The sequence below is a fragment of the Streptomyces sp. NPDC041970 genome (genome assembly GCF_055588985.1).
Genome location: NZ_JBVJCD010000011.1, coordinates 102,921 through 123,478, shown reverse-complemented (window position 1 = coordinate 123,478; position 20,558 = coordinate 102,921). Strand labels below are relative to the sequence as shown.

The window sequence follows — 20,558 nt, the reverse complement described above, 5'->3', positions numbered from 1 at the left end:
GTGGGCCGATCGGCCCACCGCCCCTCCCCCTTGTCACAGCGTGCGGTCTCCCGCCGTCAGGCGTCGGAACCGGCCCTGCGGCGGCGGGTGACGAGCACCGCGGCGGCGCCGAGCGCCACGGCCGCGCCGCCCGCGAGGGCGATCGGCGTGGTGGCGGAGGACGAGCCCGTGGCGGCGAGGCTGCCGCCCGTGGCGGTGGCCACCGGGGTGGACGACGCGCTCTGCGGCGTGAGGGCGGAGCCGCTGGGGCTGGTGGCCGGGACGGGCGTGGGCGTGCTCGGCTTGGCGGCCGCGGCCTTGACGGCGAACTCCGAGATCTCGACCTCGGGGCCGCCGCACGAACCGTCCTCGTTGAAGTAGTCGGCCGACACGAAGAAGGCGCCGTCACCGGCGGGGGCGTCGGCGTCGAGGGTCAGGCGCAGCTTGACGTCGGCCTCGGCGTCGCGCTTCAGGGCGCCGACCACGTCGATGGCGTGGTCCTCGCCGACGTCGCGCCACTTCGGGGAGGACTCGGTGGACCACTGGAGGCGCGCGAACGAGCTGGTGTCCTCGAGGCCGGTCTTGTCGGTGGTGTGGACGCCGGCGTTCGTGACGACCTCGTCCAGGTCCCGATCGGTGCCGTTGGCCACCCGGAGGGAGAAGGTGGTCACCGTCCCGGCGACGAGCGTGGTCGGGAGGCCGGTCAGCGTGGTGGTGAGATCGGGGTCGATGTCGCAGGGCCGACCGTTCTCCTCTTCCTCCTCCGCCTCGGCCAGGGCCTTGTCCGCGGCGGTCTTGACGGCGAGCGCCTGCTTCTCGGCCTTCTGGGCGAGGAGGAGGACGCGGGCGGCCTCGACGCGCGCGTCGTCCCGTGCCTCGGTGGCTTCGGCGGCCTTGGCTTCGGCGGCGGTCTTGGCGGCGGCGGCCGTCGCTGCGGTCGTCTTCGCGGTGTCGAGCTCGCGCTTCGCGGCTTCCTTCTGCGCCTCGGTGGCGTTCTCGTCCTGCTCCAACGCCTCGAGTGCGGCCTGCGCGGTGGTCACGGCCTGGTCGGCGGTGGCCTTCGCGGTGGCGGCCTCCTGCGCGGCCTTGCGGGCGGTGTCCGCGGCGACGGCCAGGGGGTGGTCGTCGGCGAGGGTCTTCTCCAGCTCGTCCTCGGCGGCGGCCGTGGCTGCCACGGCCTTGTCGTACGCCTTGTCGGCCAGGGCGGCGGCCTTCTCCAGCTCCTCCAGGGAGGGCTTGTCGGCGGAGGGCTTGTCCTGTGTCCGCGCCGCCGGCTTGACGTCGGCGAACGCGGGGGTGACGGAGAGCAGCACGGCGGGCGTGGTCACGGCCAGTGCGACGGTGGTGGCGAGAGCGCGGCGAATCTTCACATGATCCCTTTGGTCCGGGTGGGGATGCGGAGCAGAAGAAAGGACTGCTGGGCGGGCTGCCACGGCGGACACCGGTCGACGCGGGCGGCTTGGGGTGATCCTATGGCGGTGCCGCGGGCGGGCCGAGGCCCGTTTACGGGCCGCCGGAGCGGGCGGGCGGCGGGCGGGGCGGACAGAATTCGGCAAAGTCCGCAGTTGCTCCCCGAAACCGACGTATCGCTGTGATGAAGGTCATGCGGGCGGTCCCCGGTGAGCGGGGCGCGCGGCCGGACGCGCGGACGCCCGCCCGGTCGGGGCCGGGCGGGCGTACGGGCGGGTGGCCGCCGGCGGGTCAGCTGCCGAGGTCGTAGAGGACGAACTGCTCCCAGGCGCCGCCGACCTCGGCGGAGCGGGCGCGCAGCGCGTACTGGAGCGACCCGGTGTAGCTGTTCTCCATGGCGACGAAGAGGCCGTTCAGCGTGGACTGGAGCGCCCAGCGGTCCTCGGTCTCGTTGTAGTACACGACGAACTGCTCCCAGCTGCCGGCGCTGGTCGAGCGGGCCCGCAGGGTGTTCTTCGCGGCGCCGGTGAAGTTCTTCTCGACGGCCACGTAGCGGTTGTTGGCCAGGGACTTCATCGCGTGGGTCTGGGTGGCCTCGTTCCACTCGAAGGCGAAGCCCTCCCAGGCGCCGCCGACGTCGGTGGAGCGGGCCCGCAGCACGCCGGTGTTGGGGGCCGGGTACTTCACCTCGGTGGCCGCGAACTTGTTGTTGCGGACCGACTGGATGGCGATGTTCTCGGGCTCCTCGGCCAGGGCGGAGGCGGCCTTGCGCTGGCCGGAGGCCCCGGTGATCCGCTCCATCTCGGCGCCGTCCACGGCCTTCCACGCGGAGGACGGCTTCACGGGCCCGTCGGTCCGCGGGGCGGCGACCGCCGAGGGTGCGGCGAGGGCGGAGCCCGCCAGGACGGTGCTCAGGCACAGCAGGGCAGAGGTCATGCGTCGCACAGGTGTTTCCTCGTTCTCTTGGAAATTCGCGGTGGTGGAGCGGTGGAAAAGGGCGGTGCGGTGGAAAGGGGGGGCGGGACGGGACGGCGGCGGGAATCCGGTCGAAAGGCCGGGATGGCCGCGGGCCCGCGCGTGCGGGAAGGCCGGTCACTCGTACGCGGAAAAGCGTCTCCGGTTCTTCGTCCCCCTGGGCCATCCCCCTGAACGGTCCCCCGAGCCACCCGTCTGGCGGCTCGTCCTGGGCAGCCCCCCCGGGCAACCCGGCTGGGCCGCCCCCCTGAGCGGCCCACCTGGGCGGTTCGGCCCTTCCGGGCCGGTCCCACCCCTCCGAGCGGCCCGGTTCGGCATCTGCTCCGGGCGGGGCCCGAGGGGCCGGCGCGGACCGCGGTGAAGTGGTCTCAGCGTACGGTGGCGGCAGGAAGTCCGGCAATGATTTATCGGGCTTCGGAAGGTTTTGGCGACCGCCGCCCGCGGTATCGCCGGTTTTGTGGTTTTACGTTCAACAGGCGGAAATGCGGTGTTCGTTCAGGGGTCGCTCCGGCCTCGCGCGTCCGCCGGGAGTGCGCCGGCGGGCCCCCTTCCCTATATGACGTGTACCCGCCAGTATCGGGGGGTCGCGTCCCCACGGCCCTGGAGGCTCCCCCGTGTCCACTCCCGCGTCCGCGTCCTCGACCACCCGCAGAAGCTTCCTGGCCGGCGCGCTCGCCGTCTCCGCCACCGCGGTCGTCGGCATCGCGCCGGCGGCCGCCGCGCGCCGGGCGGTGCGCGGGACGGGGGACTGGATGGGCGGCCTGCCGGACGGCACCGCGCTCCAGCGGCTCACGATTCCGGGGACGCACGACTCCGGGGCCCGCTTCGGCGGACCGTGGACGGAGTGCCAGGACACCACGATCGCCCAGCAGTTGGAGAGCGGCATCCGCTTTTTGGACGTACGGTGCCGGATCACCGGGGACGCGTTCGCGATCCACCACGGGGCGGCGTTCCAGAACCTGATGTTCGGCGACGTCCTCATCGCCTGCCGGGACTTCCTCGCCGCTCGGCCGACCGAGACCGTGCTGATGCGGGTGAAGCAGGAGTACTCCGAGGAGAGCGACGCGGCGTTCCGGCGCGTCTTCGACCTGTACCTCGACGCGAAGGGCTGGCGCCCCCTCTTCCGCCTCGACCCCGAACTGCCCTCGCTGGGACAGGCGCGCGGCCGGGTGGTGCTCCTCGCGGACAACGGCGGGCTGCCGGGGGTGCGGTACGGGGACCAGGCCCTCTTCGACATCCAGGACGACTACATGGCGGAGCCCTTCGCCAAGTACGCCAAGGTAGAGGCGCACTTCCGCAGGGCCGCCCAGCAGCCGGGCAAGCTGTTCGTGAACCATGTCTCCACCGCCGCCCTGATGCCGCCCCGCTGGAACGCGGACCGGCTCAACCCCCAGGTGCACTCCTTCCTGGAGCGCCCCGAGACCGCCGGCTGGACGGGGCTGGGCATCGTCCCCCTCGACTACTCCGCGAACCGGCCCGGCCTGGTGGAGTCGCTGATCCGGCACAACCCGGCGGGGTGAGCGGGGAGGGGCCGTGACCCCCCGCCTCACATCCCCGGCGGCGGTGTGGGCGCGCCCGGCAGGGTGAGGGTGGCGATCGTGCCGGGGGCGCCGTCCGGGGCCGGGCGGAGGGTGACCTCGCCGCCCGCGTGGTGGACCGTGCGGGCGACGATGGACAGGCCGAGGCCCGAGCCGGGGAGCCGGCGGGCGGACGGGGAGCGCCAGAAGCGCTCGAAGACGTGCGGGAGTTCGTCGGCGGGGATGCCGGGGCCCCGGTCCCGGACGGTCAGCTCGCCCCGGTGCAGGCGCACGTCGATCGTGCCGCGCGGCGGGCTGAACTTGACCGCGTTGTCCAGGACGTTGACGATCGCCCGCTCCAGGGCGGCCGGTTCGGCCCGTACGTACCAGGGGGCCAGGTCCTCATTGACCGTCAGCTCGGGGCCGCGCAGCCGGGCGCGCCGCAGCGCGGTGCGGGCGATCTCGTGCAGGGCCACCACCTGGAGCGGGCCGGGCTGGGCGGCGTCGGGGCGGGCCAGCTCCTGGAGGTCGCCGATGAGCGCGCCCAGCTCCGTCATCTGGGCCTTGACCGAGGCCATCAGCGCCTTGCGGTCCTCCGGCGGGATCACCCGGCCGGTCGCGTCGCTGCGGGCCAGCAGCTCCACGTTGGTGCGCAACGAGGTGAGCGGGGTGCGCAGTTCGTGGCCCGCGTCCGCGATCAACTGGGCCTGGCGGTCGCGGGAGGAGGCGAGCCGCGCCGCCATCGCGTTGAACGAGCTGGACAGCCGGGCGACTTCGTCCTCGCCCGTGACGGGGATGCGTACGGTCAGGTCCTCGGTGCGGGCCACGTGCTCGACCGCCTCGGCGAGTTCGTCGACCGGCCGCAGCCCGGCCCGGGCGACCCAGAGGCCGGCCGCGCCCGCGCCGAGCACGCCGAGCCCGGAGACGGCGAGCAGCACCCAGGCGAGCTGGGCCAGCGGGGAGGTGACCTGCTTCATGGAGACGGCGACGGAGACCGCGATGTCGGGGCGGGAGGGCCCGGCGGGCGAGGTGTGGACGCGCATCGCGGTCCCGTCCTCGGCCTTCGTGGTGTGGGTGGCGTCCTCGCGCAGCCGGGCGGCGACGGCCCGGTCGGCGGCCTCGACCGGGATGGCGGCCCTGCCGGGCACCGTGCACGGGCGCTCGGAGACGGCGGACACCAACTGGATGGTGTACGGGCCGGTCACGATCTGGAGGTTGCCGGGCAGGCGGCTCGTGCAGGAGGCGGCGAGCAGCTTGATCGCGGCCTCGTCCGGCTCGACCTGCGACAGCGTCGTGTCGAGCTGTTCGGTGAGCCGGTCGCGGGTGGTGACCCAGCAGGCCGCCGCCACCGCGGCGACCGCCACCGCGACGGCCGTGGCGACCAGGATCGCGAGCCGCGAGCGCAGCGGCCGCGCCCGGAAGCGGCGCAGCGGGCTCACGCCTCGGTGCTCCCGCCGCCGCGGAGGGCGTACCCGACGCCGCGCACGGTGTGGACGAGGCGGGGCTCGCCGCCGGCCTCCGTCTTGCGGCGCAGGTACATCACGTACACGTCCAGGGAGTTGGAGCTGGGCTCGAAGTCGAAGCCCCAGACGGCCTTGAGGATCTGTTCGCGGGTGAGCACCTGGCGCGGGTGGGTCAGGAACATCTCCAGCAGGGTGAACTCCGTGCGGGTCAGCTCGACCCGCCGCCCGCCCCGCACGACCTCGCGGGTGGACAGGTCCATCCGCAGGTCGTCGAAGGAGAGCACGTCGTCGTCGGGGGCGCCCGCGCCCGCCGCCGAGGCGTAGGAGCTGCGGCGCAGCAGGGCCCGGATGCGGGCGAACAGCTCGTCCAGCTCGAACGGCTTGACCAGGTAGTCGTCCGCGCCCGCGTCGAGCCCGGTGACGCGGTCGCCGACGGTGTCGCGGGCGGTGAGCATGAGGACGGGCGTGGTGGAGCCGGTGGCGCGGATGCGGCGGGCGGCGGTGAGGCCGTCCATCCGGGGCATCTGGATGTCGAGGACGACGAGGTCGGGGGCGTACTCCTCGATCGCCGCCAGGGCGTCGTACCCGTCGACGGCGACCCGTGTCCCGTACCCCTCGAAGGCCAGGCTGCGCTGGAGCGCCTCGCGCACGGCCGGCTCGTCGTCGACGATCAGGATGCGCTGGGGCTCGTCATCGGCGGGGTTCATCGCGGCTCGTCCTCTTCTCGTTCCGGCTCGGCGGGGGCCTTCTCAGCCTCGCACGGCCGGGGCGGTGCGCGGGGTCAGGAACCCTGGCCCGCGCGCAGCCCGTCCAGGCCGGCCTTGAGGGTGTCCACCGGGATCGCGAAGCCGAGGCCGACGCTGCCCGCTGCGGAGCCGCCACCGGCGGTGGACCGACTCGGGGTGTACATCGCGGAGTTGATGCCGATGATCTCGCCGTCCAGGTTGATCAGCGCGCCTCCGGAGTTGCCGGGGTTGAGGGAGGCGTCGGTCTGGATCGCCTTGTACGTGGTCGTCCGCCCGCCCGTGTCGCCGTTGAACTGCCGACCGCCGAACGCGAACGGCCACGGGTCACCGCCGCCCTGCCCCTGCCCGGAGCCCGCGCCGGAGCCCGCCCCCGCTTCCTCGGCCACCGTCACGTCCCGGTCGAGCGCGGAGACGATCCCGCTGGTGACGGTGCCGGTCAGCCCCTCCGGCGAGCCGATGGCCACGACCTCCTCACCGACCCGGACCTGCGAGGAGTCGCCGAGCGGAGCCGTGGCGAGGCCGCTCGCGTCCCGGACCTTGAGGAGCGCCAGGTCCGTGGCGGGGTCGGCGCCCACGACGTCGGCGGTGCGGGACTTCCCGGTGGAGAGGGTGACCTCGACCTGCTCCGCGCCCGCGACCACGTGGTTGTTGGTGACGATCTCGCCGTCCTCGGTGATCACCACCCCGCTCCCGGTGGACCGGCCCGCCGACGAGGTCGCGCCGATCTCCACGATCGCGGGGGCGACCGCCTCGGCCACCGCCGCGACGGAACCCTTGCCGCTCTGCGCGACGGTGGTGGCCCGGACGGCGCTCCCGGAGCCGGCGGCGCTCGCCGCTCCGCCGTCGTACCGGCCGGCCAGGGTGGCCGCGCCGCCGCCCGCCACGCCCGCCGCCAGCGCCACCGCCGCCAGCAGGGCGACCGGCCGCCGCGCCCGCCGCCCGCCTGGGGCGGGGGCGTACGGGGACGGGGCCGGGGCGTACGGGGGAGGCGGCGGCCAACCGCCCGCCGCGCCGTCGTACGCCGTGGAGCCGGGGTACGGGGCGGGGTGCTGGTCCGTCGTGCGCGCGCCGCTCGGGCGGGGGTTCTCCGTCATGCCGACCAGGCTGGTCCGCGAAGATGAGAGGGGACTGAGCACGCCCTGAGAAGCCCGCGAGAACCGCGCCCGCCGGTGGTGGGCGCGCCGCCAGGACCGGCGTACGTCTGGGGCTGCGCTGCCAGGACCGGCGTACGCCCGGCGGTGGGGGCTGCCAGGACCGGCGTATGTCTGGGGCTGTGCCGCCAGGACCGGCGTACGCCTGGTGGTGGGCGCCGCCAGGACCGGCGTATGTCTGGGGCTGCGCTGCCAGGACCGGCGCACGCCCGACGTCTCCCGCAGAAGCGCCCTACAGCGCGGCGCGCGGCGCCGGCGGTTCGCCGCAGCCGCACGAGCGCCGGACCACCAGCGCCGAGGGGAACTGCCGCACCCGCTCCCGCCGCGAACCGGAGATCCGCAGCGCGTCGTCGAGGACCAGGTCCACGGCGGCCCGCGCCATCGCCGGGCGGTCGGAGAAGACCGTGGTCAGCGGCGGGTCGGTGAGACCGGCTTCCTTCACGTCGTCGAAGCCCGCCACCGCCAGCTCGCCGGGCACGTCGATGCGCAGCTCACGGGCGGCCCGCAGCACCCCGAAGGCCTGGTCGTCCGTGGCGCAGAAGATCGCCGGGGGCCGGTCGGGGCCGGCCAGCAGCCCGAGGGCCACCTGGTAGGCGTCGTAGCGGTTGTAGGGGGCCTGGAAGAGGCGGCCCTCGGTGGAGCGGCCGGACTCCTGCATCGCCCGTCGCCAGCCCTCGATGTGGTCCGCGACCGGGTCGCCGACCGAGGGGGTCGCCTCCGTGCCGCCGAGGCAGGCCACGTACGCGTGGCCGTGCTCCAGCAGGTGGCGGGTGGCGAGCTGCGCCCCGCCCACGTCGTCGGTGACGACGGCCACGTCGTCGATCGCCTCGGGCCGCTCGTGCAGCAGGACGACGCGGGCGTCCCACGCCTCGATCTCGGCGGCGGCCCGCTCGCTGGGACCCTGGCTGACCAGGATCAGCCCGGAGACCCGCATTCCGAGGAAGGCCCGCAGGTAGTGGACCTCGCGCTCGTCGCGGTAGTCGGAGTTGCCGACGAGCACCATCTTCCCGCGCTCGGCGGCGGCCTGTTCGACCGCGTGCGCCATCTCCGCGAAGAAGGGCTGCCGGGCGTCCGGCACGATCATCCCTATGAGGTCGGTCCGCCGTGAGGCCATGGCCTGGGCGACCCGGTCGGGCCGGTAGCCCAACTGCTTGATCGCGGCGAGGACCCGTTCGCGCGTGGCCGGGGCGACCGGTCGGGGCCCGTTGTTGATGACGTAACTGACGACCGCGGTCGACGTCCCCGCCAGTCTCGCCACATCGTCCCGCGTCACCTTGGCCACGCGCGGCAGTCTACGCGGATGGACCTACCTCTTGGCAGCCTCCACCGGCGCTTCTTCCGGGGAACCGGTCCGCGCGGACTGCTCCGAACGGGCGACGGCGCCGCCGTCGCGCCGCCGGTCGTCCGCCCCGCGCTCGGCCCCGTGCGCCGAGGACTCCTGCGCCGGGCGTTCGGCCTTCTCCGGCGTGACGAAGCGGTAGCCGACGTTGCGGACGGTGCCGATCAACGACTCGTGCTCGGGGCCGAACTTCGCGCGCAGCCGCCGTACGTGGACGTCGACCGTCCGCGTGCCGCCGAAGTAGTCGTACCCCCACACCTCCTGGAGGAGCTGCGCGCGGGTGAAGACCCGGCCCGGATGCTGGGCCAGGTACTTCAGCAGCTCGAACTCCTTGAAGGTCAGGTCCAGGACCCGCCCCTTGAGCTTCGCGCTGTACGTCGCCTCGTCGACGGAGAGGTCCCCGTTGCGGATCTCCATCGGGGAGTCGTCGGAGGCGGTCTGGCGCCGCCCGGTGGCCAGCCGCAGCCGGGCCTCCACCTCGGCCGGTCCGGCCGTGTCGAGCAGGACGTCGTCCACGCCCCAGTCGGCGGTGACGGCCGCGAGGCCGCCCTCGGTGACGACGAGGATCAGCGGGCTGCCGGGGCCGGTGGACCGCAGCAGTTGGCAGAGGGAGCGGACCTGGGGGAGGTCGCGCCGCCCGTCGACGAGGATCGCGTCGGCCCCCGGGGTGTCCACCAGGGCCGGCCCCTCGGCGGGGGCCACCCGCACGCTGTGGAGCAGGAGGCCGAGGGCGGGGAGCACCTCCGCCGACGGCTGGAGCGCGTTCGTCAGGAGCAGCAGGGAACTCATCGCCGCTCACCTGCCCGGTTCGGTCGATCGTGGTGCACGGTTCGCTCGCCCATGACGTCGGTCCTCCTCGTTCCCTGCGAGAGGGGCACTCCCGGTTCGGAGCCGGGGGAGTATGCGGCACTGCTTCGTACAGTTCTCACGGTCCTACAGGTCCGGCGGTCCGGCCTTGCGTCCCGAGGGGCGCTGAGCTTCGCGAAACGTCTGCGTAACACCGTTCCGCAAAGCACGAGAGGACCCAGTGGGCTGCGCTGCCCGGGTCCTCATCGCAGCAGAATAACCCACATGACTTCTGTGTCCGAGGGTCGATGCGCGCCTCCTTCCGTTGCCTCGATCACGTCGCCCCGCCGGAACGCCGTGCTGCTGACCGATGACGGGGTGCCGGTCGAAGCGGTGTACGAGCCGTGCGCGGCGGGTCCCGGAGCGGCCGGCGCCCCCGCGATCGTGGTCGCCCACGGGTTCACCGGCTCGCTCGACCGGCCCGCCGTCCGCCGGGCCGCGCGGGCGTTCGCCCGGCGGGCGGCGGTGGTGACGTTCTCGTTCCGGGGCCACGGGCGGTCCGGCGGGCGTTCGACGGTGGGCGACCGCGAGGTGCTGGATCTGGCCGCCGCCGTCGCCTGGGCGCGGGAGCTGGGGCACGCCCGCGTGGTGACGGTCGGGTTCTCGATGGGCGGCTCGGTGGTGCTGCGGCACGGTGCCCTGTACGGGCCGGACGCGTCCGTTCGAGCGCCGGCGTACGAGGGGCGCACCCGGCGCGCGGGGGCGCACGCGGACGCGGTGGTCTCCGTCAGCTCCCCGGCCCGCTGGTACTACCGGGGTACGGCCCCGATGCGCCGCCTGCACTGGGTGGTCACCCGCCCGCCGGGGAGGATCGTCGGGCGGTACGGGCTCCGGACCCGGATCGCCGCCGAGGCGTGGGACCCGGTGCCGCTCTCCCCGGTGGCGGCGGTCCCGCTCATCGCCCCGGCCCCGCTGCTGGTCGTGCACGGCGACCGGGACGCGTACTTCCCGGTGGACCACCCGAGGACGCTGGCGGAGGCGGCCGGTCCGGGCGGCGCGGAGCTGTGGCTGGAGGCGGGGATGGGGCACGCGGAGAACGCGGCGGGGGACGCCCTTCTCGCCCGTATCGCCGACTGGGCGGTCGCGGCGTGCCCCATCATGGAGAGCTGACGCACGACAGGTCCGACCACCGAACCGAAGGAGTGGCGCCATGGCAGCGGGGACGATCCGCTACTGGGCTGCGGCCAAGGCCGCCGCGGGCACCGCGGAGGAGCCGTACGCGGCGGCGACCCTGGCCGAGGCGCTCGACGCGGTGCGCGAACGGCATCCGGGCGAGCTGAGCCGGGTGCTGCGGCGGTGCTCGTTCCTCGTCGACGGGGACCCCGTCGGGACCCGCGGGCATGAGACCGTACGCCTTGCCGAGGGCGGCACGGTCGAGGTGCTCCCGCCGTTCGCAGGAGGGTGAACCGCAGGCCATGAGCAGCAGCAGCGATCAGCAGTACCCGTATCCGTACGACCCCCAGCAGCCCCCCGCGCACGGGGAGCAGCAGGCGTACCCCGCGTACGGCGACGCCTCCCGCGGCGGGGACGGCGCGGCCGCTCCGGCCGCCCACTGGCCCGACGGGACGGCCGGGCAGTCCGTCGTCCCGGAGCCGGGCGGCTTCGACCAGGGCGCGACGCAGACGTGGCAGGCCCCGACCTGGGACACGCAGTACCAGCCGGTGATCCGCCCGGACGACCGGGCCCCGTACGGGGACCCCGGCCACGGGCAGGGGTACGGGCAGCAGCAGCGGGACGCGTACGGGGCGGCGCAACCGGGCCCGCCTCACCAGCAGCCGGACGCCGCGCCCCGCGCGTACCGGCAGCCGGACGTCGCGCCCCGCGCGTACCGGCAGCCGGACGTCGCGCCCCGCGCGTACCGGCAGCCGGACGTCGCGCCCGCTGCGTACCAGCAGCCGCACCCGCCGCAGCACACGCAGCAGCCGCAGGGGACCCACCTGCCCCGGCACGCGCAGCAGCCGCAGGAGACGCACCCGCCGCAAGCGACCCAGAGCGCCTACCCGCCCCAGCAGCCGCAGCACACGCAGCAGCCGCAGGGGACCCACCTGCCCCGGCACGCGCAGCAGCCGCAGGGGACGCACCCGCCCCAGCACGCGCAGCAGCCCCAGCACGCCCATCAGCCGGCCGCCGAGGTCGCGTACACCACGCCGCCGGGGGCGTCGGGCTCCTACCCGCTGCCGCCCGAAGCGCCGGTGGCGTCCGCCGCCGGGACCGCACCGGCCGCCGCGCCCCCGCTCGACGCAGCCGGCTACAGCGCGCCCACCACCCTGGGCAACGCCCGGATCACCGACGCCCAGCGGGCCCGCGCCGAGGGGCGCTCGCCGATCATCGCGCCGGGGATGCAGCCCGCGGCGCTCACCGCCGTGCTCGGGCTGCTGCTCGCGGGCGGCGCGGTGATCGGGACGTACGCCCTGCTCGTCCCGGTGGTCCTGCTCCAGGCGGTGACGGCCGCGGGATGGTTCCGGCTCAACGGCATGTGGCCCGCCCGCCAGGGCATCGCGCTCGCCTTCGCCGGGGGTCTGGCCGCCGACGCCGCTCTGCTCGCGGTGGGCCGGGAGAACGGGCCCGCCGCGCTGCTGGGCGCCCTCGGGGTCTGGGTGCTGCTCACGGTGGTCCTCCAGCTCCGCAGCCACGCCGGCGCCGACGACCGGTTGCACGGGCTGATGGCCACCGTCGTCTCGGCGTCCCTCGCGGTGCTCGCCGGCGGGCACCTCGCGGCGGCCCCGGACGCGGTGGCGGTCGGCGGGGCCGCGGTCGCGGCCGCCGCGGTCGCCCGCGCGCTCCCGCTGCCCGGCGCGGCCTCCGCGGTGGCGGCCCTGCTCGCGGGCGCGGGCGCGGGGTTCGCGGCAGGCGGCCTGACGGACCTCGGCGCGTCGCCGGGCGCGCTGCTGGGCCTGGCGGCGGGCGGGTGCGCGCTGATCGGGCTGCGGGCGGCGAGCTACGACTACCCGTCCCGGTTCGTCCACATGACGGCCGGGGTGGCGCTGCCGCTCACCGCGGCGGCCCCGGCGGTGTACCTGCTCGGCCGGTTCTACGGCTGACCGCCGCCCCCACGCGGCCCGCGGCCCGGTCCCCGGCAGCGTCGTGCGGGGGCCGGGCCGCCGTCGTGGAAGGGCCCGCCGGGAACTGACGGACCCCCGCCGCTCGTAGATCACCTGAGGGCTTCCCCGCGGCCGGACCGTAGGCTCGCGGGCGCCGGGGGCCGCGATCGGCTGAGGGTGGGGAGCGGGAGACATGCGCGCGCTGCGAACGGTGCTGGTCCTGGTGGTGGTGCTCGGCGGTCTCCTCGTCGCCCTCGACCGGGTGGCGGTCCACTTCGCCGAGTCCGAGGCCGAGGACCGCTTCACGGTCGGCGGGGGCGGCGCCGGCTCGACGGACGTCTCGATCAAGGGGTTCCCCTTCCTCACCCAGCTCGCCGGATCGCGGCTCGACCGGGTCGACGTGGGCCTCACGGGGATGAGGACCGAGGCCGCGGGCCGCTCGATCCGGGTCAGCGAGGTCCGGGCCCGGCTGTACGACGTGCGGCTCGGCTCCGGTTACCGGACCGCCACCGCCGCCCGCGCCACCGGCACCGCCCTCGTCTCGTACGAGGACCTGACCGCGGCGGCCAGCGACGGTGTCGTCGTCGCGTACGGCGGCGAGGGCAAGGCGAAGGTGACCGGCACGGTGAAGCTGCTCGGTCGCCCCCTCTCGCGCAGCGTGCTCTCCACGGTGACCCGCCTCGACGGCCGCACGATCAAGGTGCGCGCGGACGAGGTGCCGGGCGAGGGCATCCCCGGCGTCGAGGAGCTGGTCCGGAGCAGGACCGACTTCGAGGGCGCGGTCGACGGGCTGCCGAAGGGCATGGAGCTGCGGAGGACCACGGTGACGGAGAAGGGCCTGGAGATCGAGGTCGCCGGAACGGACGTTCCGCTGACGGGCTGACGGGACGGCCCGGGGGCCGGGTCGTCGGACCGGGCGACGCCCGCCGAGGACGCCCGATCCAGATGGTGAGACAGCGGTGTCCGACCCGCAGATGCCGGGTGGGGGCGGGCGGGGAACGGCCTGCGGGACACGGCCCGCCCGCCCGTCTTCGTCTCGCTGTATGGACGATCCTGTCTCATCATGCGACACGACGGTGACATCCCCGGCCGTACCTCCCTACGATCGGACCCATGAAGCGACAGGCGGATCTCACGAAGCGGCGGGCAGTAGACCTGTGCCGCGTCGCCGCCATGCTCTGTCGCCCCTTCTGAACGGGGCGTTCGTACCGCCTCGTTTCCTCCCCGGCCCGTCGACCGCCGTCAGGGCCGACCCCGTGCGCCGTACGCGCCGCGCCCGCCGCTCTCCCGCGTACGCCCCGCACCCAGCAACTCCGCATCTCGCACCACCCGCCGCAGACTGCCCCGGAGGAGAACAACATGAGCCGCAGCGACGTCCTGGTAGACGCCGACTGGGTCGAGGCCCACATCGACGACCCGCAGGTGGCCATCGTCGAGGTGGACGAGGACACCTCGGCGTACGAGAAGAACCACATCAAGAACGCGATCCGGATCGACTGGACCAAGGACCTCCAGGACCCGGTCCGCCGCGACTTCGTCGACCAGGCCGGCTTCGAGAAGCTGCTCAGCGAGAAGGGCATCGCCAACGACACGCTGGTCGTCCTCTACGGCGGCAACAACAACTGGTTCGCCAGCTACGCCTACTGGTACTTCAAGCTGTACGGCCACGAGAACGTCAAGCTGCTCGACGGCGGCCGCAAGAAGTGGGAGCTGGACTCCCGCGACCTGACCGACGCCGTCCCCACGCGCCCGGCCACCCAGTACAAGGCCAAGCCGCAGGACGAGTCGATCCGCGCCTACCGCGACGACGTCGTGAAGGCCATCGGCAACCAGAACCTGGTCGACGTGCGCTCGCCCGACGAGTTCAGCGGCAAGCTGCTCGCCCCGGCCCACCTCCCGCAGGAGCAGTCGCAGCGCCCCGGCCACGTGCCGAGCGCCCGCAACATCCCGTGGTCGAAGAACGCCAACGACGACGGCACGTTCAAGTCGGACGAGGAGCTGAAGGCCCTCTACGAGAACGAGCAGGTCGACCTGGCGAAGGACACCATCGCGTACTGCCGCATCGGGGAGCGCTCCGCGCTCACCTGGTTCGTGCTGCACGAGCTGCTCGGCCAGGAGAACGTCAAGAACTACGACGGTTCGTGGACCGAGTACGGCTCCCTCGTCGGCGTGCCGATCGAGCTCGGCCCCGCCAAGTAACCCGACCGACCCGCACGACACCGACCCGAAGGACAGAACACCATGTGTGGAGCACAGGCCGGCGGCCCCGACGCCTCGACGATCAAGCCCGGCGAGACCACCATCCAGGGCAGCGTGACCCGCGACGGCGAGCCCGTCACCGGCTACGTGCGCCTGCTGGACTCGACCGGTGAGTTCACCGCCGAGGTCCCGACCTCGGCCACCGGGCAGTTCCGCTTCTACGCGGCCGAGGGCACCTGGACGCTCCGCGCCCTGGTGCCGGGCGGCAGCGCGGACCGCACGGTCGTCGCGCGGACCGGTGGACTCTCCGAGGTCGCCATCGCCGTCTGACCCGCGGCGCAGCACACCGGCCGAAGGGCCGCACCCCAGGGGGTTGGACGCCACCTGACGCAGGGGTGCGGCCCTTCGCGCCGTCCGGGCCCCGCGGCGGGTGGGCGGTCGGCGCGAACGGTTCTACGCTGGAGGCATGTACGCCCGGCGCAGGCGGAACTACCTCCTGATGATGGGCGGATGCGTCGTCCTCTTCGTGTCCGCCTGGGCCGTCGTACGCCTGTGGTCCATGCCGGTCGCCGTCGCCATGTGCGTGGTCGCCATGGTGATCCCGCCCGTCGCGGCGATGGTCGCCAACCGGCGGGGCCCGGAGGACCGCTGGTGGGACGACCCGTCCGGCGACCCGACGTCCGACGCGTGGTGGGAGGAGCTGGACGGCAGGAAGCGCCGCTGACCGGGCCGCGCGCAGGCGTCCGGCTCAGTAGACGAGGGCCTGGGCGCCGTCCGCCATGGCCTCCTGCACGAAGACCTGCGCGCCCGCGATGCGCACGCCCTCCAGCACGTCCTTCTCGGTGATGCCGCGCCGGGCCGCGCACTGCGTGCACAGCGTGATCCGGCCGCCCGCCAGGACCGAGTCCAGCAGGTCGGGCAGCGGGGCGGAGTGCGGCAGTTCGAACTCCGCCGCCCGACCCGGAAGCGCGAACCACGCGGACTCGCCGGTCAGCCAGAGCGAGACCTCCACACCGCTGGCGACGGCCACCGCCGCCACGGTGAAGGCCTGCGAGCAGCGCTCGGCGGAGTCGGCCCCTGCGGTCACCTTGATCACGAGCTTCTTCGGCATGGGGCGAACTGTAATCCCCCGCCGGACGCCCGCTCCGCGCCCCCGAATCCGCCCCGCCGCCCTGCTCCGCACCCCGCACCGGCCCGCGCCCCGAGCCGCGACCTGAACGCGACGGCCGGGCCCCCACCCATTAGGCTGAGGCCAGGCCCTGTACCGCCGTCACCCGCTCGTCAACGAGGAGCCCCCCGTGCTTGAGGCATTCTTCTCCGCCCTGCTGATCCTGGTCTGCGTGGGCGTCCTCGCCTTCACCGCGCTCGCCGTGAAGAAGCTCTACCAGGGCCAGCGCTGACCCTCGCCGCACCCCGTCCCGCCCCTCCCCCTCACAGATCGTCTGAGCCGCTCATGATCGAGATCCCGTCCGACCTCCACCCGGACCTCGTCCCGCTGGCCTTCCTCCTCGGCAACTGGGCGGGCGCGGGCGTGTCCGACTTCCCCGGCGCCGAGAAGTGCAACTTCGGCCAGGAGGTGACCTTCAGCCACGACGGCCGCGACTTCCTGGAGTACGTCTCCCACACCTGGGTCCTGGACGCCGAGGGCGAACAGGTCCGGCCGCTGGAGACCGAGTCCGGCTACTGGCGCGTCGACAAGGACCGCAAGGTCGAGGTCGTCATGGTCCGCGACCAGGGCGTCGTCGAGATCTGGTACGGCGAGCTGGCCGACCAGAAGCCCCAGATCGACCTGGTCACCGACGCGGTGGCCCGGACGGCGGCCTCCGGCCCGTACAGCGGGGGCAAGCGGCTCTACGGGTACGTCAACAGCGACCTCATGTGGGTCGGCGAGAAGGCGACGCCCGACGTCGAGCTGCGCCCCTACATGTCGGCGCACCTGAAGAAGGTCGTCACCCCGGAGGAGGTCGCCGAGATGGCGAAGAGCCTCGGGGACATGCCCGACGACGGCATCGCGTTCTTCAAGTAGGCGGCCCGCGCCGGAGGCCGCAGGCCCGCCCCGACCTACACTGGGGCTGTGGTGAGCACCGACTGGAAGACCGACCTCCGGCAGCGCGGTTACCGGCTGACGCCCCAACGCCAGCTCGTCCTGGAGGCCGTGGACGCGCTGGAGCACGCGACTCCGGACGACATCCTGTGCGAGGTGCGCAAGACGGCCTCCGGGGTGAACATCTCCACGGTGTACCGGACCCTGGAGCTGCTGGAGGAGCTGGGTCTCGTCAGCCACGCGCACCTGGGGCACGGGGCGCCGACGTACCACCTCGCCGACCGGCACCACCACATCCACCTGGTCTGCCGGGACTGCGGGGACGTCATCGAGGCCGACCTCTCCGTCGTCGCCGACTTCACCGCGAAGCTGCGCGGCGACTTCGGCTTCGAGACGGACATGAAGCACTTCGCGATCTTCGGCCGCTGCGAGGCGTGCTCGGCCGCGCGGCAGGAGGCCGACGCCCCGGCCGGCGGAGCCCGCGCCGCGAAGGACCCGGCCGCCGAGTCGTAGGCTGGGCGCCATGAAGAGCCCCCTGCTGTCCCTGCCAGGCGCCGTCTCCGCCGAAGGCCGCGACGAAGGCGTCGCCGCGCACTACGGCGACCTGTTCCGCGAGCAGCGCGCCCTCGCCGACGGCGGCGGCTTCGTCGACCTCTCCCACCGCGGTGTCGTCACCGTGACCGGCGAGGACCGGCTGAGCTGGCTGCACCTGCTCGTCACCCAGCACGTCAGCGACCTCGCCCCGCATCTGGCCACCGAGGCGCTGATCCTCACCGCCAACGGGCACATCGAGCACGCGCTGTACCTGGTGGACGACGGGGCGACGACGTGGATGCACGTCGAACCCGGCGCGCAGGGCGACCTGATCGCCTATCTGGAGTCGATGAAGTTCTTCTACCGGGTCGAGGTCGCCGACCGCACCGGGGACACCGCGCTGCTCCACCTGCCGGCCGGCTCCATCGCCGCGGTCCCGGACGGGGTGGCCGTACGGGAGACCGCGCAGGGCCGGGACCTGTTCCTGCCCCGCGCCGACCTGGAGGCGTACACCGCGGACAAGGGCCCGGCGGCCGGCATCCTCGCGTACGAGGCGCTGCGCGTCGAGGCGCACCGGCCGCGCGTCGGCTTCGAGACCGACCACCGCACCATCCCGCACGAGCTGGGCTGGATCGGCACCGCCGTCCACCTCCAGAAGGGCTGCTACCGGGGCCAGGAGACCGTCGCCCGCGTCCACAACCTGGGGAAGCCGCCGCGCCGGCTCGTCTTCCTGCACCTGGACGGCAGCGAGGTGCACCTGCCCGGACACGGGACGCCGGTGCGGCTGGCGTCCGAGGGCGAGGAGGGGCGTCAGCTCGGGTTCGTCACCACCTCGGCCCGCCACCACGAGCTGGGCCCGATCGCCCTGGCGCTGGTGAAGCGGAACGTGGCGGTCGACGCCGAGCTGATCGCCGGGGACACCGCCGCCGCCCAGGAGACGGTGGTCGAGCCGTAGCCGCGTCCGGGCGCGGCCATGGGGGCGTCACACCTCGATGATCAGGGTGAACGGGCCGTGGTTGGTGAGCGAGACCCGCATGTCCGCCCCGAACCGGCCCGTCTCCACCCGCGCCCCCAGTCCCCGCAGCCGGGCCACCACCTCGTCCACCAGCGGCTCGGCGACCCCGCCCGGCGCGGCGGCGTTCCACGTGGGGCGGCGGCCCTTGCGGGCGTCCCCGTAGAGAGTGAACTGCGAAATCACCAGGAGGGGGGCATTCACCTCCGAACAGGACTTCTCGCCGTCCAGGACCCGTACCGACCAGAGCTTGCGGGCCAGTTGCGCCGCCTTCTCCGGGGTGTCGTCGTGGGCCACCCCGACCAGCACACACAGGCCCTCGCCGGTGATCTCCCCGACGATCTCGGGCTCCGAGGAGCCGTCCGCCGCACCGGCGACGGAGACGCTCGCGCCGTCCACTCTCTGCACCACTGCACGCATACAGACCAACCTATCTTGGGCTGAACGGGTACAGAGCACCTGCGTTCGCCCCCTGTGGAGTGGCACGATGCACGATGTCGGTGTGCCGACGCACCGGTCGAGGGGACGGAACAGCATGAGTACATATGGAACCGGCCAATCTCCCGGTGCCTGCGGGGCCGGGCAACTCCCCGGCGCCGTACCGGGTACGCGTACCGGCGCCGGCCCCCTGCGGTCACCCGTACAGCGTGGCCTGTCCGGACAGCAGCCCGCACCGCCCGGCTCCGGGGGCGCGGCGCACCTGGCGTCCGCCGTCGCGGCGCTGCCCGTGCCGGGGCCGCACGCGGCCGTGCCGGAGCAGGCCGGCGGCGAGGCCGGGTTCGGCGGGATGCGGCTGCCGGAGCTGCGGGCGCTGCGCCGGGACGCCCAGCGCGACGAGACCGATCTCAGTTACGTACGCCGGCTCGTGCAGGGCCGCATCGACATCCTGCGCGCCGAGCTGGCCCGCCGCCGGGACCCCGGAGCGCCGGTCGTGGCGGCCACCGCGGTGGTCGACCGGCTCCCGGAGATCCTGACCGACACCCCGTCCCGGCACCGCTCCTCCGTCCGGCACGTCACGCTGACGACGCCGCGCGGCGACGAGTTCCGGCGGCTCGCCGCCGAGACGCTCGCCGAGGTCGAGCTGTCCGATCTGGACGCCCGGACGGACGAGGAGCTGCGCACCGCCATGGGCCGGCTCGTCCGCTACGAGCAGCAGGTCTCCCGCCGCCGCCACCAGCTCCAGCGCACGGCGGACGATTGCGGCGCGGAGATCGCGCGCAGGTACCGTGACGGCGAAGCACAAGTGGACGACCTGCTCGCCTGAAGCGATCCTTCCGGGCGCGGGTCCCGCACCCCGTCCCCGGAAGGCCACCATGACGTCGATCGACGCCCCGTCCGCCCCGTCCACCGCCGAGGCCCCCGCCCCGCCCGTCCTGGCCGAGGTCGTCCGGTCCGGGTTCACGGAGGGGCGCCACCGGGGGTCGCTGGTCCTGCTGGCGGCCGACGGCAGCGTGGAGCGGGAGCTCGGCGATCCGGCGGCGCCGGTCTTCCCCCGCTCCGCCAACAAGCCGATGCAGGCCGCCGCGATCCTGCGGGCCGGGCTGGACCTGTCCGGCGAGCGGCTGGCGCTGGCCGCCGCGAGCCACTCGGGGGAGCCCTTCCACCTCGACCTGGTGCGGACCCTGCTCGCCGAGCACGGACTGAGCCCCGCCGACCTCCAGACCCCGCCCGACCTGCCGCTGGACCCGGTGGAGGCGGAGGCGTACCTCGCCTCGGGGCAGGTCCGCGAGCGGATCACGATGAACTGCTCGGGCAAGCACGCGGCGATGCTCGCGGTCTGCGTCCGCAACGGCTGGGACACCGCGACCTACCTCGACCCGGCCCACCCGTTGCAGCGGGAGGTGGCGCGGGTCGTCGCCGAGGCGGCGGGCGAGCCGGTCGCCGCGCTCGGCACGGACGGCTGCGGGGCCCCGCTGATGGCGATCGGGCTGACCGGTCTGGCCCGCGCGTTCCGGTCGTTCGTCCTGGCGGAGCCCGGAAGCGCCGAACGCCGGGTCGCGGACGCGATGCGCGCCCACCCCGCGTACGTGGCGGGCACCCGCCGCCCGGACACCTGGCTGATGGAGGGGGTGCCGGGCGCGCTCTCCAAGATGGGCGCCGAGGCGGTCCAGGCGGTGGCGCTGGCCGACGGCCGGGCCCTCGCGTTCAAGATCGAGGACGGGGGGGTGCGGGCGCTCGGCCCGGTGCTGGCCCGCGCCCTGGAACTGCTCGGCGTCGACGCCCCGGTGGTCGCCCGGATCGGGCGCTCGCCGCTGCTCGGCGGCGCGGCGCGGGTGGGAGAAATTCGCGCGACATTCTGAGC

At 74.2% G+C, this 20,558-nt stretch carries 23 protein-coding genes; 14 read left to right on the top strand and 9 right to left on the bottom strand.

Features of this window, described 5'->3' with window-relative positions; genetic code table 11:
- Positions 1 to 56: 56 nt before the first annotated feature.
- Complete coding sequence (locus ACZ6EJ_RS09045) at positions 57 to 1,349, bottom strand: LPXTG cell wall anchor domain-containing protein (protein ID WP_469265600.1); 1,293 nt, start codon at positions 1,347 to 1,349, stop codon at positions 57 to 59.
- A 331-nt stretch (positions 1,350 to 1,680) separates the two neighbouring features.
- On the bottom strand, positions 1,681 to 2,325 hold the full coding sequence (locus ACZ6EJ_RS09040; protein ID WP_469265598.1) for a fascin domain-containing protein: 645 nt from the start codon (positions 2,323 to 2,325) through the stop codon (positions 1,681 to 1,683).
- 653 nt (positions 2,326 to 2,978) lie between these two features.
- On the opposite strand from ACZ6EJ_RS09040, the gene ACZ6EJ_RS09035 reads away from it, so the two are divergent.
- The gene (locus ACZ6EJ_RS09035; protein WP_469265596.1) at positions 2,979 to 3,884 is read left to right on the top strand and encodes a phosphatidylinositol-specific phospholipase C; all 906 of its coding nucleotides are present in this window, start codon (positions 2,979 to 2,981) and stop codon (positions 3,882 to 3,884) included.
- Between the two features lie 26 nt (positions 3,885 to 3,910).
- Here the strand turns inward: ACZ6EJ_RS09035 and ACZ6EJ_RS09030 are convergent, their stop codons facing one another.
- From ACZ6EJ_RS09030 to ACZ6EJ_RS09010, 5 genes are all read right to left on the bottom strand, one after another.
- Positions 3,911 to 5,311, bottom strand: a complete 1,401-nt coding sequence (locus ACZ6EJ_RS09030; RefSeq protein WP_469265647.1) for a HAMP domain-containing sensor histidine kinase — start codon at positions 5,309 to 5,311, stop codon at positions 3,911 to 3,913.
- Between the two features lie 5 nt (positions 5,312 to 5,316).
- Positions 5,317 to 6,051, bottom strand: coding sequence for a response regulator transcription factor (locus ACZ6EJ_RS09025; protein ID WP_469265595.1), 735 nt, complete (start codon positions 6,049 to 6,051; stop codon positions 5,317 to 5,319).
- A 74-nt stretch (positions 6,052 to 6,125) separates the two neighbouring features.
- The gene (locus tag ACZ6EJ_RS09020; RefSeq protein ID WP_469265593.1) at positions 6,126 to 7,184 is read right to left on the bottom strand and encodes a S1C family serine protease; all 1,059 of its coding nucleotides are present in this window, start codon (positions 7,182 to 7,184) and stop codon (positions 6,126 to 6,128) included.
- A gap of 289 nt (positions 7,185 to 7,473) precedes the next feature.
- Positions 7,474 to 8,523, bottom strand: coding sequence for a LacI family DNA-binding transcriptional regulator (locus ACZ6EJ_RS09015; RefSeq protein WP_469265591.1), 1,050 nt, complete (start codon positions 8,521 to 8,523; stop codon positions 7,474 to 7,476).
- 24 nt (positions 8,524 to 8,547) lie between these two features.
- Positions 8,548 to 9,369 (bottom strand): winged helix-turn-helix transcriptional regulator, encoded by an 822-nt coding sequence (locus ACZ6EJ_RS09010; protein ID WP_469265589.1) that lies wholly within the window; start codon positions 9,367 to 9,369, stop codon positions 8,548 to 8,550.
- Positions 9,370 to 9,651: 282 nt separating this feature from the next.
- Between ACZ6EJ_RS09010 and ACZ6EJ_RS09005 the strand changes: the two genes are divergently transcribed.
- From ACZ6EJ_RS09005 to ACZ6EJ_RS08970, 8 genes are all read left to right on the top strand, one after another.
- Positions 9,652 to 10,536, top strand: a complete 885-nt coding sequence (locus tag ACZ6EJ_RS09005) for an alpha/beta hydrolase (RefSeq protein ID WP_469265587.1) — start codon at positions 9,652 to 9,654, stop codon at positions 10,534 to 10,536.
- 40 nt (positions 10,537 to 10,576) lie between these two features.
- Positions 10,577 to 10,831, top strand: coding sequence for a MoaD/ThiS family protein (locus ACZ6EJ_RS09000; RefSeq protein WP_030590584.1), 255 nt, complete (start codon positions 10,577 to 10,579; stop codon positions 10,829 to 10,831).
- Positions 10,832 to 10,841: 10 nt separating this feature from the next.
- Entirely contained in the window at positions 10,842 to 12,467 is a 1,626-nt protein-coding gene (locus ACZ6EJ_RS08995; RefSeq protein ID WP_469265586.1) for a hypothetical protein, read from the top strand.
- A 193-nt stretch (positions 12,468 to 12,660) separates the two neighbouring features.
- Positions 12,661 to 13,350: an LmeA family phospholipid-binding protein gene (locus tag ACZ6EJ_RS08990; RefSeq protein ID WP_469265584.1), complete on the top strand. Its 690-nt coding sequence runs from the start codon at positions 12,661 to 12,663 to the stop codon at positions 13,348 to 13,350.
- Positions 13,351 to 13,580: 230 nt separating this feature from the next.
- On the top strand, positions 13,581 to 13,661 hold the full coding sequence (locus ACZ6EJ_RS08985) for an Ms5788A family Cys-rich leader peptide (protein WP_350751515.1): 81 nt from the start codon (positions 13,581 to 13,583) through the stop codon (positions 13,659 to 13,661).
- A 165-nt stretch (positions 13,662 to 13,826) separates the two neighbouring features.
- The gene (locus tag ACZ6EJ_RS08980) at positions 13,827 to 14,666 is read left to right on the top strand and encodes a sulfurtransferase (protein WP_469265582.1); all 840 of its coding nucleotides are present in this window, start codon (positions 13,827 to 13,829) and stop codon (positions 14,664 to 14,666) included.
- 42 nt (positions 14,667 to 14,708) lie between these two features.
- The gene (locus ACZ6EJ_RS08975) at positions 14,709 to 14,996 is read left to right on the top strand and encodes a DUF1416 domain-containing protein (RefSeq protein WP_084748041.1); all 288 of its coding nucleotides are present in this window, start codon (positions 14,709 to 14,711) and stop codon (positions 14,994 to 14,996) included.
- Positions 14,997 to 15,132: 136 nt separating this feature from the next.
- Entirely contained in the window at positions 15,133 to 15,390 is a 258-nt protein-coding gene (locus tag ACZ6EJ_RS08970; RefSeq protein WP_469265580.1) for a DUF3099 domain-containing protein, read from the top strand.
- A 24-nt stretch (positions 15,391 to 15,414) separates the two neighbouring features.
- On the opposite strand, the gene ACZ6EJ_RS08965 is transcribed toward ACZ6EJ_RS08970, so the two are convergent.
- Positions 15,415 to 15,777, bottom strand: coding sequence for a DsrE family protein (locus tag ACZ6EJ_RS08965; protein ID WP_469265578.1), 363 nt, complete (start codon positions 15,775 to 15,777; stop codon positions 15,415 to 15,417).
- A 342-nt stretch (positions 15,778 to 16,119) separates the two neighbouring features.
- Between ACZ6EJ_RS08965 and ACZ6EJ_RS08960 the strand changes: the two genes are divergently transcribed.
- Genes ACZ6EJ_RS08960 through ygfZ form a run of 3 tightly spaced genes read left to right on the top strand, consistent with a single transcriptional unit; the run spans position 16,120 to position 18,199 of the window.
- Positions 16,120 to 16,692, top strand: a complete 573-nt coding sequence (locus ACZ6EJ_RS08960) for a heme-binding beta-barrel domain-containing protein (RefSeq protein WP_469265577.1) — start codon at positions 16,120 to 16,122, stop codon at positions 16,690 to 16,692.
- A 48-nt stretch (positions 16,693 to 16,740) separates the two neighbouring features.
- On the top strand, positions 16,741 to 17,223 hold the full coding sequence (locus ACZ6EJ_RS08955; protein WP_469265575.1) for a Fur family transcriptional regulator: 483 nt from the start codon (positions 16,741 to 16,743) through the stop codon (positions 17,221 to 17,223).
- Positions 17,224 to 17,233: 10 nt separating this feature from the next.
- Positions 17,234 to 18,199 carry a CAF17-like 4Fe-4S cluster assembly/insertion protein YgfZ gene (gene ygfZ, locus ACZ6EJ_RS08950; protein WP_469265573.1) on the top strand — a complete coding sequence of 322 codons (966 nt, stop codon included), beginning with the start codon at positions 17,234 to 17,236 and terminating at the stop codon, positions 18,197 to 18,199.
- A gap of 27 nt (positions 18,200 to 18,226) precedes the next feature.
- Here ygfZ and dtd read toward each other — a convergent pair whose 3' ends face one another.
- Complete coding sequence (dtd, locus tag ACZ6EJ_RS08945; RefSeq protein ID WP_469265572.1) at positions 18,227 to 18,676, bottom strand: D-aminoacyl-tRNA deacylase; 450 nt, start codon at positions 18,674 to 18,676, stop codon at positions 18,227 to 18,229.
- 115 nt (positions 18,677 to 18,791) lie between these two features.
- Between dtd and ACZ6EJ_RS08940 the strand changes: the two genes are divergently transcribed.
- Positions 18,792 to 19,520, top strand: coding sequence for an RsiG family protein (locus tag ACZ6EJ_RS08940; protein ID WP_469265570.1), 729 nt, complete (start codon positions 18,792 to 18,794; stop codon positions 19,518 to 19,520).
- A gap of 49 nt (positions 19,521 to 19,569) precedes the next feature.
- Complete coding sequence (locus tag ACZ6EJ_RS08935; RefSeq protein ID WP_469265569.1) at positions 19,570 to 20,556, top strand: asparaginase; 987 nt, start codon at positions 19,570 to 19,572, stop codon at positions 20,554 to 20,556.
- The last annotated feature ends 2 nt before the right edge of the window (positions 20,557 to 20,558 follow it).

Excerpts from the sequence above, each read along its gene's own strand:
- ACZ6EJ_RS08980 (WP_469265582.1), top strand. The coding sequence starts at position 13,827 with ATGAGCCGCAGCGACGTCCTGGTAGACGCCGACTGGGTCGAGGCCCAC.
- ACZ6EJ_RS08940 (WP_469265570.1), top strand. The coding sequence starts at position 18,792 with ATGAGTACATATGGAACCGGCCAATCTCCCGGTGCCTGCGGGGCCGGG.
- ACZ6EJ_RS08935 (WP_469265569.1), top strand. The coding sequence starts at position 19,570 with ATGACGTCGATCGACGCCCCGTCCGCCCCGTCCACCGCCGAGGCCCCC.
- ACZ6EJ_RS08985 (WP_350751515.1), top strand. The coding sequence starts at position 13,581 with ATGAAGCGACAGGCGGATCTCACGAAGCGGCGGGCAGTAGACCTGTGC.
- ACZ6EJ_RS09010 (WP_469265589.1), bottom strand. The coding sequence starts at position 9,369 with ATGAGTTCCCTGCTGCTCCTGACGAACGCGCTCCAGCCGTCGGCGGAG.
- ACZ6EJ_RS09025 (WP_469265595.1), bottom strand. The coding sequence starts at position 6,051 with ATGAACCCCGCCGATGACGAGCCCCAGCGCATCCTGATCGTCGACGAC.
- ACZ6EJ_RS09005 (WP_469265587.1), top strand. The coding sequence starts at position 9,652 with ATGACTTCTGTGTCCGAGGGTCGATGCGCGCCTCCTTCCGTTGCCTCG.
- ACZ6EJ_RS08960 (WP_469265577.1), top strand. The coding sequence starts at position 16,120 with ATGATCGAGATCCCGTCCGACCTCCACCCGGACCTCGTCCCGCTGGCC.
- dtd (WP_469265572.1), bottom strand. The coding sequence starts at position 18,676 with ATGCGTGCAGTGGTGCAGAGAGTGGACGGCGCGAGCGTCTCCGTCGCC.
- ACZ6EJ_RS09000 (WP_030590584.1), top strand. The coding sequence starts at position 10,577 with ATGGCAGCGGGGACGATCCGCTACTGGGCTGCGGCCAAGGCCGCCGCG.
- ACZ6EJ_RS09040 (WP_469265598.1), bottom strand. The coding sequence starts at position 2,325 with ATGACCTCTGCCCTGCTGTGCCTGAGCACCGTCCTGGCGGGCTCCGCC.
- ACZ6EJ_RS08995 (WP_469265586.1), top strand. The coding sequence starts at position 10,842 with ATGAGCAGCAGCAGCGATCAGCAGTACCCGTATCCGTACGACCCCCAG.
- ACZ6EJ_RS09020 (WP_469265593.1), bottom strand. The coding sequence starts at position 7,184 with ATGACGGAGAACCCCCGCCCGAGCGGCGCGCGCACGACGGACCAGCAC.
- ACZ6EJ_RS08970 (WP_469265580.1), top strand. The coding sequence starts at position 15,133 with ATGTACGCCCGGCGCAGGCGGAACTACCTCCTGATGATGGGCGGATGC.
- ygfZ (WP_469265573.1), top strand. The coding sequence starts at position 17,234 with ATGAAGAGCCCCCTGCTGTCCCTGCCAGGCGCCGTCTCCGCCGAAGGC.
- ACZ6EJ_RS08990 (WP_469265584.1), top strand. The coding sequence starts at position 12,661 with ATGCGCGCGCTGCGAACGGTGCTGGTCCTGGTGGTGGTGCTCGGCGGT.
- ACZ6EJ_RS08975 (WP_084748041.1), top strand. The coding sequence starts at position 14,709 with ATGTGTGGAGCACAGGCCGGCGGCCCCGACGCCTCGACGATCAAGCCC.
- ACZ6EJ_RS08965 (WP_469265578.1), bottom strand. The coding sequence starts at position 15,777 with ATGCCGAAGAAGCTCGTGATCAAGGTGACCGCAGGGGCCGACTCCGCC.